The sequence below is a fragment of the Pseudomonas sp. RW3S2 genome (assembly GCF_014268955.1).
In the GTDB taxonomy this organism is placed as follows: domain Bacteria; phylum Pseudomonadota; class Gammaproteobacteria; order Pseudomonadales; family Pseudomonadaceae; genus Aquipseudomonas; species Aquipseudomonas wayambapalatensis.
This window is the reverse complement of the sequence record NZ_JABWRM010000023.1, coordinates 17,825-33,117: the sequence shown is the minus strand read 5'-3', so window position 1 is coordinate 33,117 and position 15,293 is coordinate 17,825. Positions and strand designations below refer to the sequence as shown.

Here is a 15,293-nt window from a genome sequence, read left to right as displayed (position 1 = left end):
CCTTCCTCGCCCTCTGCCGGAACTTGAAATGCTGACAGGTAGCTACTCCTCTTCGCTGGTGTTGATCTCGCTGTGTGTGGCCATCCTGGCGTCCTACACCGCACTCGACCTCGCAGGCCGCATCGCCACCGCCAAGGGACGCGCGGTGTATCTGTGGATGGGCGGCGGGGCGCTGGCGATGGGAATCGGCATCTGGTCGATGCATTTCATCGGCATGTTGGCCTTCGAGTTGCCCATCGAGCTGGGCTACGACCTGGGCTTGACCGCGTTGTCACTGCTGATCGCCGTGTTATCTGCAGGCTTTGCCTTGTGGTTGGTCAGCCAGCCGCGGTTGAGTTGCCCGCAGGTGGGCTTGGGTGCGCTGTTCATGGGCACCGGGATTGCCTGCATGCACTACACCGGCATGGCTGCCTTGCAGATGCTGCCCGGGATCGACTACGACCCGGCGCTGTTCGGTGCTTCGCTGGCCATCGCCGTGGGCGCCTCGGCGGCAGCCTTATGGATTGCCTTCCGCCTGCGCAGGCAGACGCCGTACGTTCGGCAGATCCGCGGTGCCGCAGCGGTGCTGATGGGGGTTGCCATCGTCGGCATGCACTACACCGGCATGGCGGCGGCCAACTTCCCCGAGGGTAGTTACTGCGGTGCGCTGGTCGGCGGGTTGTCTGGTGACTGGCTGGACTATGCAGTACTGATCACCACCCTGGCGGTGCTGGCGGTGGCCTTGCTGACGTCGGTGCTGGACGCGCGCCTCGAATCCCGCACCGCGGAACTTGCGCGCTCATTGACCCAGGCCAACCAGGAGCTGACGCAACTGGCCCTGCACGACACCCTGACCGGGCTGCCGAACCGCACCTTGCTGGCCGACCGTATCGAGCAGGCCATGGCCAAGGTGGCAGAGCAAGGTGGTTGCTTTGCGCTGATGTTCATCGACCTGGACGGGTTCAAGCCGGTCAACGATGCCTTTGGTCACCATGTTGGCGACCAGTTGCTCAAGGCGGTGGCTGCGCGGCTGCGTGGACATCTGCATAGCCAGGACACCTTGGCGCGGATTGGTGGTGACGAGTTCGTCCTGCTGGTCGAGTTGCAGGAACCGGACGATGCTGTGGGCGTGGCGGACAAACAGGTCAACCTGGTAGCCAGGCCATTTCGTGTTGCAGAGCACGACCTGCAATTGTCGGCAAGCCTGGGTATCGTGCTCTACCCGGGTAATGGCCAGGACCAGCACGAACTGCTGCGCAATGCCGATGCGGCCATGTATCACGCCAAGAGCGCGGGCAAGAACGGCTACAGTTTTTTCGACACCTCGATGAACAGTAACGCCCGCCAGCAGCTGCAATTGCTGCAGGACCTGCGCGCGGCGCTCGAGCATGACCAGTTCCGGCTGTATTACCAACCCAAGTTCGAAGCGCACCAATGTACGCCGATCGGTGCCGAGGCCTTGTTGCGTTGGGAGCACCCGCAGCAAGGGCTGTTGCTGCCGGACCGTTTCATCGGCCTGGCGGAGAAGACCGGCCTGATCATCCCCATCGGCGAATGGGTGCTGGGCGAAGCCTGCCGGCAGATGCGCCTGTGGCTGGATCAGGGCCATGGACACTGGCGCATCGCGGTGAACCTGTCGGCCATCCAGTTCTGCCATTCAGGGTTGGTTGACAGTGTCTCGCGAGCCTTGGCCGACAACGGCCTGCCTGCCAACCGCCTGACCCTGGAAATCACCGAAACCACCGCCATGCGCGATGCCGATGCCAGCCTGACGGTGTTGCAGCGCTTGTCGGACATGGGCGTCGATCTGTCCATCGACGACTTCGGGACGGGCTATTCCAGCCTGATGTACCTCAAGCGCCTGCCGGCGAACGAGCTGAAGATCGACCGCGGTTTTGTCCGCGACCTCGAACATGACAGCGACGATGCCGCGATCGTTTCGGCGATCGTTGCGTTGGGGCAGGCATTGGGTTTGCGGATCGTTGCCGAGGGCGTTGAAACCGATCGTCAGCAGGACTTCCTGACCCGCCTGGGCTGCGATTCGCTGCAGGGCTACTTGCTGGGTCAGCCGGTACCGGCCGAGCAGTTCATGCAACGGCTGACGCAGGGCGAGAACGGCTAACCCGCGTCGCGCAGGGTAGGGAAGGGGTTGAAGGCGTCCATCTCGGCTTCGACTGCCTCGATGATGCGCTCCACATCTGCCGCGGCCATGATCGCGGCGCAGGGAATGCCGGCGATGGCCAGCAGGGTTTCGCCAGTGGCCCGGTCGAACAAGCGCGCGACCATGCTGCGTGGTGCATCCATGCTGGCCTCGAAGCCCAGCGGGTGGAAATGCCAGCGCATCACCTGGCAGGCGTTGGGGAACGTCATCTTGTTCATGCCAGCCTCCATTTCCGGGTGTTCGGGCGCCTGGTCGCTGAACCCTGTGCCTGGCCTTGTCGTGAAGGGCAGAGGGGACAGCGAAATTTAAACATAGCAGCTACGGCGCCAGTATCGCGCAGCGAAGATGACAAATCGGCGAATGCATGACACAGGTCACATCCACGTGGCTCCGGCAAATCACGGGCGTCCATGGGGGCAAACGTTTTCCGCGTGGCTTGGCGAGCAACGGGCGCGAACCTGACCGACCTGCGCTTTCGGACCAGCGGTCAACTGAGCAGGCCGGCGGCGATATTGATGGTGAAACCCAGGATCGCGGTGTTGAACACGAAACTGACCAGGGAGTGGGCCAGCACCACCCGGCGCATGGCTCGGCTGGCCACGCCTATGTCCGAGGTCTGGACCGCGACACTGAGGGTGAAGGAGAAATAGTGGAAGTCCCAGTAATCGGGGTTGCGTTCGCCATCGGCGAAGCGCAGAGGGGGCTCCTTGTGGCTGTCGGTGTAGAACAGCCGCGCGTAGTGCAGGCTGAAGATACAGCCGATCAACAGCCAGGATCCGGCCACGGTCAGGCCGGTATACAGGTAGTGCAGGGCCTGCGCGCTGCCGTGCAGGCCGCGACTGGACGCCAGTTGCAGGGTCACGGCGACCAGGCTGGCAATGGCTGCAATGCAGACGGTGAACAGGACCAGGCCTGCGTTTTCGTCCTCGACATTGGCGACCTTGCGCACGGTTTGGGATGTAGCGCGCCAGGTCAGCCACAGCACCAGCGTTAGGTACAGCCAGACACCTAGGTTCCAGCCTGCGAGAAAACGCTGCGTCCAGTCGTCTGCGGGGATCAGCCAGCCGCCGAGCAGGCCAACAAGCGTGGCAAGGGTCAGGCGTGGGTGGGTTCGGGTCAGGCGGTGGAAAGCCATGGGCGCTCGGCGGTAGTCTGGGTTGTCTTCCACTTTAGCCTGCACCAGGTGGTGTTGTGTCGCCGCGCGTTCGATCCGTGGTCGATCATCAGGTACCATCCGCGTTCGCCATCGATAAAAGCCTTGTGTATCAAGGTGATGACTCGTTTCACGCTACAGGATCCACGTTTTGACCGATTCCCTGCACAATCCCTTGCTGCAGTACCTGGCACGCCTGGCGCCCTCCAGCCAGTTGACCATGCGCTATATCCTCCAGGATGCCGCCGACCGGCTGGGGTTCGCCGATTGCGACATCGCCGCGGTGCCCTGGCACCTGATCGAACCTGGCCACGTCATTGCCCTGGTGGCAGCCTTGCGTGCCGATGGTTTTGCACCCAATACCTCTTCGCTGTACGTCAACGCGGTGCGCGGGGTGATGAATGAGGCCTGGCGCCAGGGGCTGATCGACCACGAGCATCTACTCAGGATTCGCGAGGTCAAGCCTGCGAGCGGCACGCGCCTGCCACCCGGGCGCAACCTGCGACGCAGCCTGATCCGTGAGCTGATGGAAGTCTGCGCTGCCGATCCGCGGCCGCAAGGTGTGCGCGATGCGGCGATCATCGCCTTGCTGTACGGCACCGGGATGCGCAAGTCCGAGTCGGTGGACATCGACTTGTGCGATGTCGACTTCCACGAACACAGCCTGCAGGTGCTGGGCAAGGGCAATCGGCAACTGGTCAAGTACGCCCCGGCCTGGGCCTTCGACAAGCTGCAGGCCTGGCTCGACCTGCGCCGCGCGCAGTTGCCGGAGGGCGCGGCGGACGATCCCTTCCTCTTCAACCGGATTCGCCGGGGCAGCCATATCACCCGTGCGCGCATCACCAAGCATGCGATCTACTACATCGCCCGCCAGCGTGGCGCGCAGGTGGGGGCGAAGATCATGCCGCACGATTTTCGCAGGGCGTTCATTACCCGGGTGATCGAGGAGCACGACCTGTCGATTGCCCAGAAGCTTGCCCACCATGTGAACATCCAGACCACCGCAGGGTACGACCGACGTGACGACAACGAGCGGCGGCGGGCGGTGGAGCGCTTCGACTATTGAGATCGGCGTTGTGCCCCGCTCAATGAATGCTCGAGGCCAACTCGAAGATCGGCATGTACATCAGGATCACGATCAGCCCGATCAGCAGCCCGATGAAGGTCATCAGCAGTGGTTCGAACAAGCGCACGAACCACTCGACCCAACGACCGATCTCCTGGTCATGGAAATCGGCGCAACGTTCGAGCATCTGCCCCAGGTTCCCTGATTGCTCCCCCGCCCGCAGCAGACGCAGCGACACCGGCGTGACCAGCCCGCCAGCCTCCAGCGCCGCCGACAAGGCTAGCCCTTCGCCCACCTGCCGCGCCGCACGCTCCAGCCCTTCGCCTGCAACGCTGCCGAGCAGTCCGCGCGCCATCCCCATTGCGGTCAGGATCGGAATGCCACCCTGCAGCAGGATCCCCAGCGAACGATAGAACCTCGCCAGCTCGTACATCAGCAAGCGCTGGTGCAAGGCCGGCAGGCGCTGCAGTTGGCGGTTGGCAACGCGGCGCACACGCGGGTGGCGGCGCAGCAGCACCAGGGTGAGGATGCCTGTCAGTGTGCCGAGCCCCAAGGGCAGTTGCTGGGCATGCAGAAACAGGCCGACCTTCATCAGCACCCGCGACAGCCACGGAAGTTCGCTGCCCATGCCCTCGAACACCAGGCTGAAGCGCGGCACCACATAGCCGAGCAGAAACAATACGACCCCCCCGCCGACCAACAACAGCAACAAGGGATAGACCGACGCGCCCACAAGCTTCTGGCGCACCAGGTCCAGGCGCTGGCGATAACTGATATAGCGGCCGAGGGCATCACCCAGGGCTCCGGTGCGCTCGCTGGATTGCACCAGCGCCACATAGAGCCCGGGGAAGATCCGGGGCTGCTGGGCCAGCGCCTGGGACAGCGAACGGCCTTCGTACAGCTGGCTCACCAGTTGGCCAAGCACCTTGCGCGCCGGGGCGTTCGGCGCCTTTTGCGCCAGGCTTTCCAGGGCGTCGATCAGGGGCAGGCCGGCGTCGAGCAGAGTCCCCAGCTCCTGGCTGAACAGCACCAGGTCGAAGGGCTGAGCGCGCCGCCAGTTGCCATGCGACCAGGACAACCCCTGGCGTTGCAGGCTCACTACCCGCAGCCCCTGGTCCTGAACCTGGCGCCGGGCATGCTCGGCATCCTCAGCTTCGACCTGCATTTGCACGATACCCTGCCTGCCGAGGGCCTTGAGGCTGTAGCGCATGGCGAATGCCCTCACTGCCAACTGGTGACTTCGGCGTTTTCGCCGTCACCACCGGGCTGGCCGTCCTTGCCCATCGACAGCAGATCGTACTCGCCACCGTTCTCACCCGGCTGACGATAGATGTAAGGGCGGCCCCAAGGGTCCTGGGGCACGGCCTTCTGCAGATAAGGGCCGGACCAGCGCGCCTCGCCACCGGGGGCGGTGACCAGCGCCTGCAAACCCTGCTCGCTGCTGGGGTAGTGGCCCACCTCGAGGCGGTACAGGTCCAGTGCCTTGCCCAGCCCTTCGATCTGCGCTCGGGCAACCTTGGCTTCGGAGCGGCCGAGCTGGCTGAAGTACTTGGGCGCGACGATGCCGGCCAGCAGGCCGAGCACCACCAGCACCACCAGAAGTTCGAGCAGGGTGAAACCACGTTGTGTGCGAATGCGGCGCTGCATGGCGATGCCCTCCGATGCGTGTACAGGCCCCCATGCAACAGCCGTGCACGTCTGCCTTGCGGCCTTGTGGCATGCGGCTCAGGCAAGCGGCACGCTGCTTGCGTGAGAGCTGCAGGGCCCAGGTTTTTCGGGGCATTTCCCCCACATCGGGGGGCACGGCGGGGAGACGAGCGACATGCGTGGACTCATCCTTGGCTTGATCGGGCTGCTGGCAGGTGCGGCCCAGGCTGACGTGTACATCTCCATCGGCGCGGGTGGCACCTACGTGCTGTCCAACGTGCATCGACCGGGGCGCCAGTATGAGCGGGTCATCAGCGAGACCCGCCCCCAGGCCGGCCCTCTGGAGGCGCAACTGTTGACGGGGCGCCCCTACGCTGACCTGGTAGCGGATGCGGCCCGCCTGCATGAAGTGCCCCAAGCGTTGCTGCATGCCGTGATCAAGGCCGAGTCCGGCTACAACCCCAAGGCCCGCTCGGCCAAGGGGGCTGCCGGATTGATGCAGTTGATGCCCGATACTGCCCGGGAGATGGGGGTCAAGGACGTCCTCGACCCCAAAGACAATGTGCAGGGCGGGGCGCGCTACCTGAAGCGCATGCTCAGGCTGTTCGACAACGACATCACCCTGGCCGTGGCAGCCTACAACGCCGGGCCTGACGCGGTGATCAGCCGTGGTCGCGTGGTGCCGCCCTTTGCCGAAACCCGGCGCTATGTGCCCAACGTGCTGCGCGACTACCGGCGCCTGCAGGGGCTCGCCGAGGGTGGGGCGTGGTGAGCGGTGGATCAGTGCGGGATGACGGAGGGCACTTCGCCGCCCAGCGAAAAGCGATAGCCAATGTCGATATCGGGGGCTGGCCGGTGGCAGTGGGTGCGACTGAGCAGGAACTCGAACGCCGGCTCGTACAGCCCGTCACGTACTACTGCGCCGGCAAGGACCTCGACCTGGTACCAGCCGTTGTCGAGTTCGATCATCGGTCGGCCCGGCACCTGGTAGCGGGCCATGAAGTCGCCAAGGGTTTTGTTGGTGAAGTGCTGCAGCATGCGCCAGGTGAACAGCATCAGCGCGCGGTTCTCCACGTGCAGCACGTAGCCTGCGCGGCGGTGTGCCACGCGACTGCCGGCTTCGAGCAGGGCCGGGGTTCGTTCGTCGAGGCTGAAGATGATGCGGTAGGGCAGGTTATCGATGCCTGCCAGGGGCAGTACCACGCCTTCGAGCACGGCGCGGTCGCCGCTGTCGGTGTCGGTGCGGGGGTGGGTGAATTCGTGGGCAAGGTCGTCGGGTAGCGCGTTGTCATCCTTGAAACGCGCCAGGCGCTGTATGTCGCCGACGAGGAAATAGTCGACCAGGTCGTTCAGGACTTCGCTGAATTCGTAGCGCATCGGATTTTCCTTGTTCTATGTGCGCTGGCGGGTAAACAGAATGTAGCGGATGCCGTGAGGGCTGTCGCCTCTGCCGGCAGTCCGCTGTGATCAATGGCGTTGGGCGATCTGGATCAGGTTGCCACAGGTATCGTCGAACACCGCCACGGTGACAGGCCCCATTGGCGTAGGCGGCTGGGTGAACTGCACGCCGCCGGCGCACAGGCGCGTGTACTCGGCCTGGATGTCACGCACGGCGAAGGAGGTGGCCGGGATGCCGTCGGCCTTGAGCGCGGCCTTGTAGGTTTTGGCAGCCGGATGAGCGTCGCGCTCGAGCAGCAGCTCGACACCATTGGGGTCGTTGGGGGAGGTGAGGGTGAGCCAGCGGTACTGGCCCATCGGGATGTCGTGTTTGGGCTGGAAGCCCAGAACGTGATGATAGAAAGCCAGAGCCTTGGCCTGGTCGTCGACGAGGATGCTGGTGACTACGATCTTCATAGGCTGCACCGTTCCTGAGGGTCGTAGCGTTAAGTAAAGACGCTGCGCGCCATTTGACCAGTCTGATGGCGGGACGAGGCACCCTTGATCTTATCTGCAGGAGCGGCGGTTCGGCGCTCCGACTTGACCCGCGATGGGGCGCGCAGCGGCCCCATGCATCCGCCTTACTGCGGCGACCCGAACAATGCCGTCCAGTAGATCCCCGCATCGCTCTTGGGATCTACGGCATAGGCTGCGCCCAATTCGCGGTAATCCGGGTTCATCAGCGTTGCGCAGTGGCCAGGGCTGGCCAGCCAGCCATCGACCACCTTGCGTGGCGTATCGCGGCCGGCAGCGATGTTTTCGCCGATCTGCTGATACAGATAGCCGGCAAGCTCGGCCCGATCACCCGGCGTGCGGCCGTCGCGGTCGATGTGGTCGAAGAAGTTCTGGTTGGCCATCGCCCGGGTGTGGTTGGCGGCGACACCGGCCAGCGTGGTATTCCAACTCAGGGCCGCTGCTGCTGCGAAAGGCTGCCCACCGCATTGGCGCGGTATCTTGCGCGCGGCGTTGACCTCCTGCAGCAGTTTCTGGCCTTCGGCTTGCCAGTCGCCGAGGCGCCCGCTGAGCAGCGGGCGTGCCAGCACGATGCGCCAGTCGCGGCCTTCCTGGCTGACACCGATATCCACGAACTGCGGGTCGAGCACCACCTGGCAGAAGCTTTCTTCGATGGCGCTCATCGCCGCCTTGGCATCCCGTGGCCCGGACAAGCTGATGGCCTGGACATTGACCATGGGGTAGGCGGCACGGGTCATGGCCTGCTGCAGGTCGCGGGTGCCTTCCGGCGACAGCGCCAGGCGGGTGTCGCTATTGAGCGGCGGCAACTCCAGCGAACCTGCGTCGCCGCAGCGCTGGGCCTGGCTGCGGTAGGCATTGATCGACTCGATCAGTTGCGCTTCGTCGCCGCTGATCGCCAGGGCACTGGTGGAAATGACCAGGCCGAGTGTCAGGGCGCCAAGGCAGGCAACAGATGACAGGACGCGCATCAAGAATCTCCCTATGACTGGCAGCGACCTCGTGTTGGCGCTGCCCATCCTACACAAGCTGCAGGCTTTTGGCCTCGTCTTGTGCGTTGCAGTAAACCACCGACAACCGATTGTTGCGGCAAAAGAGGCAGTAGACCGGCGAAGGGCGAAAAAGTGCAATTGGTTGGAAATAATTCGCAATATCTATTATAAACACGACTCAATCGCAATCACGCATGCCAGGAAGGCGCTCCATTCACTTTATCGGGAGCCTTTCATGGCACGTTCCTGTCCTTTTCGTCCGACCCTGCTCGCCCTCTGCTGTTCCCTTGGCGTAGCCGCCCATGCCGCTGATCCGCCGCTGGAGCTCGACGCCACCGCGATCAACGCCGATGCCGTCAAGGCGCCTCGCACCCAGTTGCCGGAGGCCTTCGCAGGTGGGCAGCTGGCCCGTGGCGGGCAGATGGGCGTGCTGGGCAACCAGGACATGATGGACGTGCCGTTCACCATGACCAGCTACACCTCGCAGTTGATCGAGGATCAACAGGCCGAGGATATTGGAGATGTGCTGCTCAATGACCCCTCGGTGCGCCAGTCGTTCGGCTTTGGCAACCAGTCCCAGGTCTTCGTGATCCGCGGCCTGCCGTTGAGCGGCGACGACGTCTCGTTCAATGGCCTGTACGGCGTGCTGCCACGGCAGATGATCTCCACCGACGCGGTAGAGCGGGTCGAGCTGTTCAAGGGCCCCAATGCGTTCCTCAACGGCGCCAGCCCCACTGGCACCGGCCTTGGTGGCAACGTCAACCTGCAGCCCAAGCGCGCCGGCGACACGCCGACTCGTCGTTATACCCAGGACATCAGCAGCGATGGGCGCATCGGCGAGCACCTGGACATCGGCCAGCGTTTCGGTGAAGACAACCGTTTCGGCGCGCGCCTGAACCTGTCCCAGCGTGAAGGCGAAACCGCCGTGGACGACCAGGACCAACGCAGCAAGCTGTTCGTTGCAGGCCTGGACTATCGTGGTGACCAACTGCGCCTGTCGGCCGACATCGGTTACCAGAAGCAGCGCGTCAATCACCTGCGCAACTCGGTGCGCCTGGGCTCGGCGGTGACCAGCATCCCGCGTGCTCCGAGCGCCGATCACAACTACGGCCAGGATTGGTCGTGGACCGAGACCGAGGATACCTTCGGCATGCTGCGCGGCGACTACGACTTCAACGAGAACTGGAGCGGCTACATCAGCGGGGGCGTCAAGCACACCCGCGAGAACGGTTTCTATGGCACGCCGGTCCTCACCAACGCTGCCACGGGCGCCGCGACCATCGGTGGTTCGCAGATCCCGCACAACGAAGACAACACCAGCCTGATGGCCGGGATCAATGGCCGCTTCCAGACGGGCCCGGTGAGCCACCAGTTGAATCTCGGCGCCGCGAGCATCTGGACCCAGCAGGAAAACGCCTACGTCTTCTACAGTTCGCAGAACACGAATATCTACAACACCAGCCCACTGCCCAAACCGACAACGCCTACGCTGGTCGGCGGCATGCTCGACGACCCAGGTGTGACCGGCAAGACCCGCAACCGCAGCCTGGCGCTGTCCGATACCGTGGGGCTGTTCGACGACACGCTGCTGCTCACCGCTGGCGTACGCCGCCAGCAACTGCGTGTCGAAGGCTATGCCTACCGCGGCACGGGTGTGGACGCCGGGCGCACTGCGTTCTACGACGAAGCGGTCACCACACCGGTGTATGGCATCGTCTACAAGCTCAACCCGTCGGTCTCGTTGTACGCCAACAGCATCCAGGGCCTGGCCCAGGGCGCCACGGCGTCGGGCCAGGTGGTCAACGTCGGTGAGGTGTTCCCACCGGCCAAGACCAAGCAGATCGAGGCGGGCATCAAGTTCGACCGCCAGACCTACGGTGCCAACCTGGCGGTGTTCCGTATCGAGCGGCCCACCGATGGCTATGTGCAGGGCAACCTCTATGTGCAGGAAGGCGAGCAGGTCAACAAGGGGATCGAGCTCAGCGTATTTGGCGAGCCGGTGCCGGGCCTGCGCCTGATGGCCGGTGGCACGCGCATGGACACGGAGCTGAAGAACACCCAGAACGGCACCAACGATGGCAACAAAGCGGTGGGGGTCCCGACCTTCCAGCTCAATGCCAGCGTCGATTGGGACGTGCCTGGGCTCGACGGCGTGGCGCTCAATGCACGCATGCTGCGCACCGGCGGGCAGTACGCCAACCCGGCCAACACCCTTAGCCTGCCGACCTGGAACCGCTTCGACGTGGGCGCGCGCTATCGCTTCAAGGTGCAGGAAAAAGACATCACCTTGCGCATGAACGTGGAAAACCTGACCGACAAGAACTATTGGGCCTCGGCCAACGGCGGTTACCTGACCCAGGGCGACCCACGGCTGGTCAAGTTCTCCGGGACCATCGATTTCTGATGGCCCGTCGCCTCGCTATCGCGCCAGTGCCTGGTTGGGCTTGTAGAAGATGAAATGCGTGGTCTGCGCTGTGCGCCGATAGGCCTTGGCCCAATCTGGCCGCACAGAGCGATCATGGAAGTACAGCGCCCCCGCGGTGCTGTCCTCCAGCTGCTGGTTCAATGCCTTGCGCGCGATTTCCTTGGCGACCTCGTAGCGCTCCTTTTCCTCGACCTGGTCAGGGCGCCCGTCACACCACCAGGAGAACTGGCAGCTCTTGCTCTCGACGCCTTGCTTGACCACGCCGCAGATGGTGTCGGGGAAGCCGTCCTTGCCCAGGCGGTTGAGCACTACACTGGCCACTGCGCTCATGTCTTGCTCGTCAGCGCCCTTGGCCTCCCAGTAGAGGGTGCGGGCAAGGCAGGTGATGCTGTCGTCCAGCGGCGCTTGCCCGGCCGGATCCACGGCCTGCACCTCGGTGGGGGTGATCTTCTCCGGCGCCTTGGGTGGCGGGGAGTCGTTTACCACTTTCTGTTCCAGCGCCTGGGCCTTGTCTTCAGCGACTGCGGCCTTGGCGCTGTCGGCGGCATGCAACGGGCCTGCGGGCAGGGCCAGGAACAGGCTGATGACCATCCACGGGTGGCGCATGATCGGGCTTCCGCGTCAGTGAGCTGATTACATTCTAGCCAGTGGTTTCAACTTAGCGTGAGGCTCAGCATCAATGGCAGGGTGACGGCTGCGGCGACGGTCTGCAAGGCGATGATGGTCGCCATCAGCGGCGCATTGCCCCCCATCTGCCGGGCCATGACGTAGGACGATGATGCGGTGGGCAGCGCCTGGAACAGCACGGCCACCACGGCGGCCTGGCCGCTGAGACCGAGCAGGCGACACAGGCCGAAGGTGGTCAGTGGCATGACCAGGAACTTGAACGCCGAGGCGGCCACCAGGGGCTTGACCTGCTGGCCCATCCGCGCGCCGCCCAATGCCGCTCCGACGCACAGCAAGCCGAGGGGCAGGGCGGCCTGGCCAAGGGCCTTGACCGTCGGCTCCAGCCCCGCCGGCAGGCCAAGCCCGGTGACCCGCAGCAGCAGGCCACCCGCGCAACCTACGATCAACGGATTGGCGAAGATCGCCCGCAGCACGGTCAGTGGTGAGCTGTGGCGAGCACTGAAACGGGCGAATACCAGTACGCAAAGCAGATTGACCAGCGGCACGATCGCCGCGTTGGCCACGGCCGCCAGGGCGATGCCGGCGCTGCCGTAGATGCCCGCCGCCAGGGTCGCGCCAATGTAGTTGTTGAAGCGTATGCCACCCTGGAACACCGAGGTGAAATCAGCACCATCGTGGGCTGCCGCGCCCTGGTAGAGCACCAGCAGCAGCGCGCCCGCGAGGGTCGAGAGCATCAGCACCCCAACCATGCCCAACACCGGTACTCCATCCAGGTTGGCGGTGGCCAGGCCATGCAGGAACAGTGAGGGCAGCAGCACGTAGTAGCTCAGGCGCTCGGCGCCGGGCCAGAAACCCTCCGCGAGAAAACCGCGCACCCGCAACAGAGTGCCCAGGGCGATCAGCAGGATGATTGGCACCAGGGTGGTGAGGAGCAGAGGCAGCATGGTCGCGGTTCCGTGGTCGGGTACCGGCACAGGTTAGCGAGGTGAGTCAGCAGAAAAAAACGTTGTTTTCTGCATTCACCGTTGAGAAAAACTGCATGGTCGTAAGCAGTTGCCTGATCAACTGCCCAGGGCGGTCTTGAGTACCGCGCTCAGGTGACGGCGCTGGCTCTTTTCATGTTCCAGCAACACCACGTGGCGGCTCAGTTGCGGCTCGCCAAAAGGCAGCACCGTGGCGGGCGGCAGCCGTTGCAGGTCGTCGTCGCTCATCGGGATGATCGCCACCCCGAGGCCCATTGCAGCCATGCGTGCAAGGGCTTCCTGGCTGTCCAGCTCCATCTGCTCGCTGACCTGCAAATGCTGACGGCGCAGTTCCTGTTCGATCTGCCGACCGGCCCAGGCGCGTTTGTCGAAGCGCAGGAACGGCTGGTTGGCGAGCAGTTGCGCCAGGCTTTGCCCGGCCAGGTCTGGGCTGGCGACGGCCCAGAAACGGTCGGAGAACAGCGGGCTGAACTGCAGGCTCTGCGGGTAGGGGCTGACCGGTTCGGTGGTAATGGCGGCGTCCAGCTCACCGTCCTCGATCCGCCGCGCAAGTTCCGCGGACATGCCCGAGACCACGCTGATGTGCAGTTGCGGATGGTGCGCCTTGATCCACACCAGCGCCTTCGGCAGGCGCCGGGCGAGCACGGTATGGATCGCACCGATACGCAGGCGTCCACGCAGGCTCGGGCCGCTGGCCAGGGTATCGGCCAGCTCGTCGTAGGCGGCGAGAATGCTTTCGGCGCGCGCTACGGCCAGTTGCCCGGCTTCGGTGAGTATCACCTGGCGACGGCTGCGGTCGAACAGCGGCACTTGCAGTTCGTCTTCGAGTGTCTTGATGTGCAGGCTTACCGCCGAAGGGGTCAGGCTCAGCAGGTCGGCGGCGCGGGCGAAGGTGCCGTGGCGGGCGATGGTGACCAGGGTACGCAGGGCTTTGAGGGACACGCGACGGTTCTCCTGCACGGGAATGCCCGGCACGGTACGCGTATCGCGCCTCTCGGGGCAAGCGCCAGGCAGGTCAGTAGACCCACACCTCCACCCGGCGATTGCGCAGGCGCCCCTGTTCCAGGTCGTTGTCGGCTACCGGCAGTTCATCACCCATGCCGGTGACATCCCGGATCTCCACGCCGCTGCGCGCCAGTTCACGGCGCACGGCCATGGCCCGCAGGCGCGAGAGCAGGGCGGCGCGGCCGGGCGTTTCCTTGGGGTCGCTAAAGCCCACCAGTACCGTTTTGTCATGCAGCTTGCCGACCTGGCGCAGATAGTCGCTGACCCGCTGCACATCGCGCAGGGCCTTGTTGTCGAGGCTGGCGCTGCCCTCCTGGAAGCGGAAGTTGACGCTCAGGCGCCGGGCCTCCGCAGCCAGGGCACGGTATTGCGCGGGCATCTCGGCCTGCACCGCGACCGGCAATGCCTTGACCTGCTGCGAGACGAAACCCTGAGCGGCGACAATGGCCTGCCCGGCAGGGCCCTGGGTGAATTCGGCCAGCGCCCTGGCCTGGTCGGTCGCTTGGGCCGGCAGGTAGAAGAACAACCGCCGCGACAGCGGATAGTCTTCGCTGGCCACGCCTGCGGCGGTTGGCAACAGGGCCGGTGCATCGCCTTCGGCGATGGCCAGCAGCTTGGCGCCATGCACTGTGGTCAGGCTGCTGAAACCGATGGCCGCGGGATCGGCCTTGACCCGTTCGGCCAAGGCATCGCCGGATTCGAAGCGTTCGGCCCGTGGCGAGAGCTCCAGTGCCCGTGGTTGCAGTACCAGCGCGCGAAAGGTTTCGAAGGTGCCGGAGCGATCGTCACGGGCGTACAGGTGAATGGGGCCGCCCGCTACACCGAGTTGTTCCCAGCGTTGGATCTGGCCGGAGAAGACCTGGGCCAGTTGCGCGGTACTCAACTGCTGCAGGCGGTTGTCGGGGTGCACCATGACCGCAACGCCGTCCAGGCCGATCACCTGCTCGCTGGCCGCGCTGCGCAGGTCGCCCAGGCGCTGCAGTCGCAGCACTTCCTGGTCGGAAATCGGGCGCGAGGCGGCGGCAAGGTCGGCTTCGCCACTGTCCAGGGCACTGAAGCCGGTGCTGGAACCATGGGCGGCGATCGTGATCAGCAATGGCTGACCCTGGGCGTCGCGGGCACGGATATCAGTCTCGTTGGGCTGTTTCCCGCGCTCGCTGCGGATGTCTTGCGCACCTTGGCTTTGCAGCAGCCCACGCACCAGCGCAGGGCCCAGCGCCGCGCCGATGGTGTTGGAGCCCTGGATACGCAGTGTGGCTGGCTCCGCCTGAGCCAGCAGGGGCAGCAGGCAGAGCAGAAGAGCGAGCGGGCGGGGCATGCCGGGATCCTTGAGGCACAGATATGTCC

General features: G+C 64.7%; 15 protein-coding genes. 4 read left to right on the top strand and 11 right to left on the bottom strand.

Annotated features, from left to right (window positions below; translation table 11 throughout):
• The first annotated feature begins 28 nt into the window (after positions 1-28).
• Positions 29-2,101, top strand: a complete 2,073-nt coding sequence (locus HU748_RS23815; protein ID WP_186722196.1) for an EAL domain-containing protein — start codon at positions 29-31, stop codon at positions 2,099-2,101.
• On the opposite strand, the gene HU748_RS23810 is transcribed toward HU748_RS23815, so the two are convergent.
• Positions 2,098-2,358 carry a DUF1652 domain-containing protein gene (locus HU748_RS23810; RefSeq protein ID WP_186664320.1) on the bottom strand — a complete coding sequence of 87 codons (261 nt, stop codon included), beginning with the start codon at positions 2,356-2,358 and terminating at the stop codon, positions 2,098-2,100. The two genes, HU748_RS23815 and HU748_RS23810, sit on opposite strands and share 4 nt — an antisense overlap.
• Positions 2,359-2,627: 269 nt before the next feature.
• Complete coding sequence (locus tag HU748_RS23805; protein ID WP_186708991.1) at positions 2,628-3,275, bottom strand: DUF1345 domain-containing protein; 648 nt, start codon at positions 3,273-3,275, stop codon at positions 2,628-2,630.
• A gap of 169 nt (positions 3,276-3,444) precedes the next feature.
• Between HU748_RS23805 and HU748_RS23800 the strand changes: the two genes are divergently transcribed.
• Positions 3,445-4,359: a tyrosine-type recombinase/integrase gene (locus HU748_RS23800; protein ID WP_186708941.1), complete on the top strand. Its 915-nt coding sequence runs from the start codon at positions 3,445-3,447 to the stop codon at positions 4,357-4,359.
• Between the two features lie 19 nt (positions 4,360-4,378).
• On the opposite strand, the gene HU748_RS23795 is transcribed toward HU748_RS23800, so the two are convergent.
• Together HU748_RS23795 and gspG are read right to left on the bottom strand one after the other, a co-directional pair.
• Positions 4,379-5,569, bottom strand: a complete 1,191-nt coding sequence (locus HU748_RS23795; RefSeq protein WP_186708943.1) for a type II secretion system F family protein — start codon at positions 5,567-5,569, stop codon at positions 4,379-4,381.
• A gap of 11 nt (positions 5,570-5,580) precedes the next feature.
• Positions 5,581-6,006 carry a type II secretion system major pseudopilin GspG gene (gene gspG, locus HU748_RS23790; protein WP_186664325.1) on the bottom strand — a complete coding sequence of 142 codons (426 nt, stop codon included), beginning with the start codon at positions 6,004-6,006 and terminating at the stop codon, positions 5,581-5,583.
• A gap of 175 nt (positions 6,007-6,181) precedes the next feature.
• Here gspG and HU748_RS23785 point away from each other — a divergent pair, with 175 nt between their 5' ends.
• The gene (locus HU748_RS23785) at positions 6,182-6,778 is read left to right on the top strand and encodes a lytic transglycosylase domain-containing protein (protein ID WP_186664327.1); all 597 of its coding nucleotides are present in this window, start codon (positions 6,182-6,184) and stop codon (positions 6,776-6,778) included.
• Positions 6,779-6,786: 8 nt separating this feature from the next.
• On the opposite strand, the gene HU748_RS23780 is transcribed toward HU748_RS23785, so the two are convergent.
• From HU748_RS23780 to HU748_RS23770, 3 genes are all read right to left on the bottom strand, one after another.
• A complete protein-coding gene (locus tag HU748_RS23780) occupies positions 6,787-7,383 on the bottom strand; it encodes a hypothetical protein (protein ID WP_186722194.1) in 597 nt (198 codons plus the stop codon).
• Between the two features lie 90 nt (positions 7,384-7,473).
• Entirely contained in the window at positions 7,474-7,860 is a 387-nt protein-coding gene (locus HU748_RS23775; RefSeq protein ID WP_186664331.1) for a VOC family protein, read from the bottom strand.
• Positions 7,861-8,024: 164 nt separating this feature from the next.
• Complete coding sequence (locus HU748_RS23770) at positions 8,025-8,885, bottom strand: CAP domain-containing protein (protein ID WP_186722192.1); 861 nt, start codon at positions 8,883-8,885, stop codon at positions 8,025-8,027.
• Positions 8,886-9,141: 256 nt separating this feature from the next.
• Between HU748_RS23770 and HU748_RS23765 the strand changes: the two genes are divergently transcribed.
• The gene (locus tag HU748_RS23765; RefSeq protein WP_186722190.1) at positions 9,142-11,310 is read left to right on the top strand and encodes a TonB-dependent siderophore receptor; all 2,169 of its coding nucleotides are present in this window, start codon (positions 9,142-9,144) and stop codon (positions 11,308-11,310) included.
• 15 nt (positions 11,311-11,325) lie between these two features.
• On the opposite strand, the gene HU748_RS23760 is transcribed toward HU748_RS23765, so the two are convergent.
• The 4 genes from HU748_RS23760 to HU748_RS23745 all read right to left on the bottom strand — a co-directional run bounded on the left by HU748_RS23760 (position 11,326) and on the right by HU748_RS23745 (position 15,264).
• A complete protein-coding gene (locus tag HU748_RS23760) occupies positions 11,326-11,937 on the bottom strand; it encodes a cell wall hydrolase (RefSeq protein ID WP_186722188.1) in 612 nt (203 codons plus the stop codon).
• Between the two features lie 47 nt (positions 11,938-11,984).
• Positions 11,985-12,902: an AEC family transporter gene (locus tag HU748_RS23755; RefSeq protein ID WP_186664339.1), complete on the bottom strand. Its 918-nt coding sequence runs from the start codon at positions 12,900-12,902 to the stop codon at positions 11,985-11,987.
• A gap of 117 nt (positions 12,903-13,019) precedes the next feature.
• Complete coding sequence (locus HU748_RS23750) at positions 13,020-13,883, bottom strand: LysR substrate-binding domain-containing protein (protein WP_186722185.1); 864 nt, start codon at positions 13,881-13,883, stop codon at positions 13,020-13,022.
• Positions 13,884-13,956: 73 nt separating this feature from the next.
• Positions 13,957-15,264 (bottom strand): phosphate ABC transporter substrate-binding/OmpA family protein, encoded by a 1,308-nt coding sequence (locus HU748_RS23745; protein WP_186722183.1) that lies wholly within the window; start codon positions 15,262-15,264, stop codon positions 13,957-13,959.
• Between the last annotated feature and the right edge of the window lie 29 nt (positions 15,265-15,293).

What these genes read in the sequence shown, in the direction of transcription:
- HU748_RS23745 (WP_186722183.1), bottom strand. Translation starts at nt 15,264, where the DNA reads ATGCCCCGCCCGCTCGCTCTTCTGCTCTGCCTGCTGCCCCTGCTGGCT.
- HU748_RS23815 (WP_186722196.1), top strand. Translation starts at nt 29, where the DNA reads ATGCTGACAGGTAGCTACTCCTCTTCGCTGGTGTTGATCTCGCTGTGT.
- HU748_RS23765 (WP_186722190.1), top strand. Translation starts at nt 9,142, where the DNA reads ATGGCACGTTCCTGTCCTTTTCGTCCGACCCTGCTCGCCCTCTGCTGT.
- HU748_RS23775 (WP_186664331.1), bottom strand. Translation starts at nt 7,860, where the DNA reads ATGAAGATCGTAGTCACCAGCATCCTCGTCGACGACCAGGCCAAGGCT.
- HU748_RS23760 (WP_186722188.1), bottom strand. Translation starts at nt 11,937, where the DNA reads ATGCGCCACCCGTGGATGGTCATCAGCCTGTTCCTGGCCCTGCCCGCA.
- HU748_RS23785 (WP_186664327.1), top strand. Translation starts at nt 6,182, where the DNA reads ATGCGTGGACTCATCCTTGGCTTGATCGGGCTGCTGGCAGGTGCGGCC.
- gspG (WP_186664325.1), bottom strand. Translation starts at nt 6,006, where the DNA reads ATGCAGCGCCGCATTCGCACACAACGTGGTTTCACCCTGCTCGAACTT.
- HU748_RS23780 (WP_186722194.1), bottom strand. Translation starts at nt 7,383, where the DNA reads ATGCGCTACGAATTCAGCGAAGTCCTGAACGACCTGGTCGACTATTTC.
- HU748_RS23795 (WP_186708943.1), bottom strand. Translation starts at nt 5,569, where the DNA reads ATGCGCTACAGCCTCAAGGCCCTCGGCAGGCAGGGTATCGTGCAAATG.
- HU748_RS23810 (WP_186664320.1), bottom strand. Translation starts at nt 2,358, where the DNA reads ATGAACAAGATGACGTTCCCCAACGCCTGCCAGGTGATGCGCTGGCAT.
- HU748_RS23805 (WP_186708991.1), bottom strand. Translation starts at nt 3,275, where the DNA reads ATGGCTTTCCACCGCCTGACCCGAACCCACCCACGCCTGACCCTTGCC.
- HU748_RS23770 (WP_186722192.1), bottom strand. Translation starts at nt 8,885, where the DNA reads ATGCGCGTCCTGTCATCTGTTGCCTGCCTTGGCGCCCTGACACTCGGC.
- HU748_RS23755 (WP_186664339.1), bottom strand. Translation starts at nt 12,902, where the DNA reads ATGCTGCCTCTGCTCCTCACCACCCTGGTGCCAATCATCCTGCTGATC.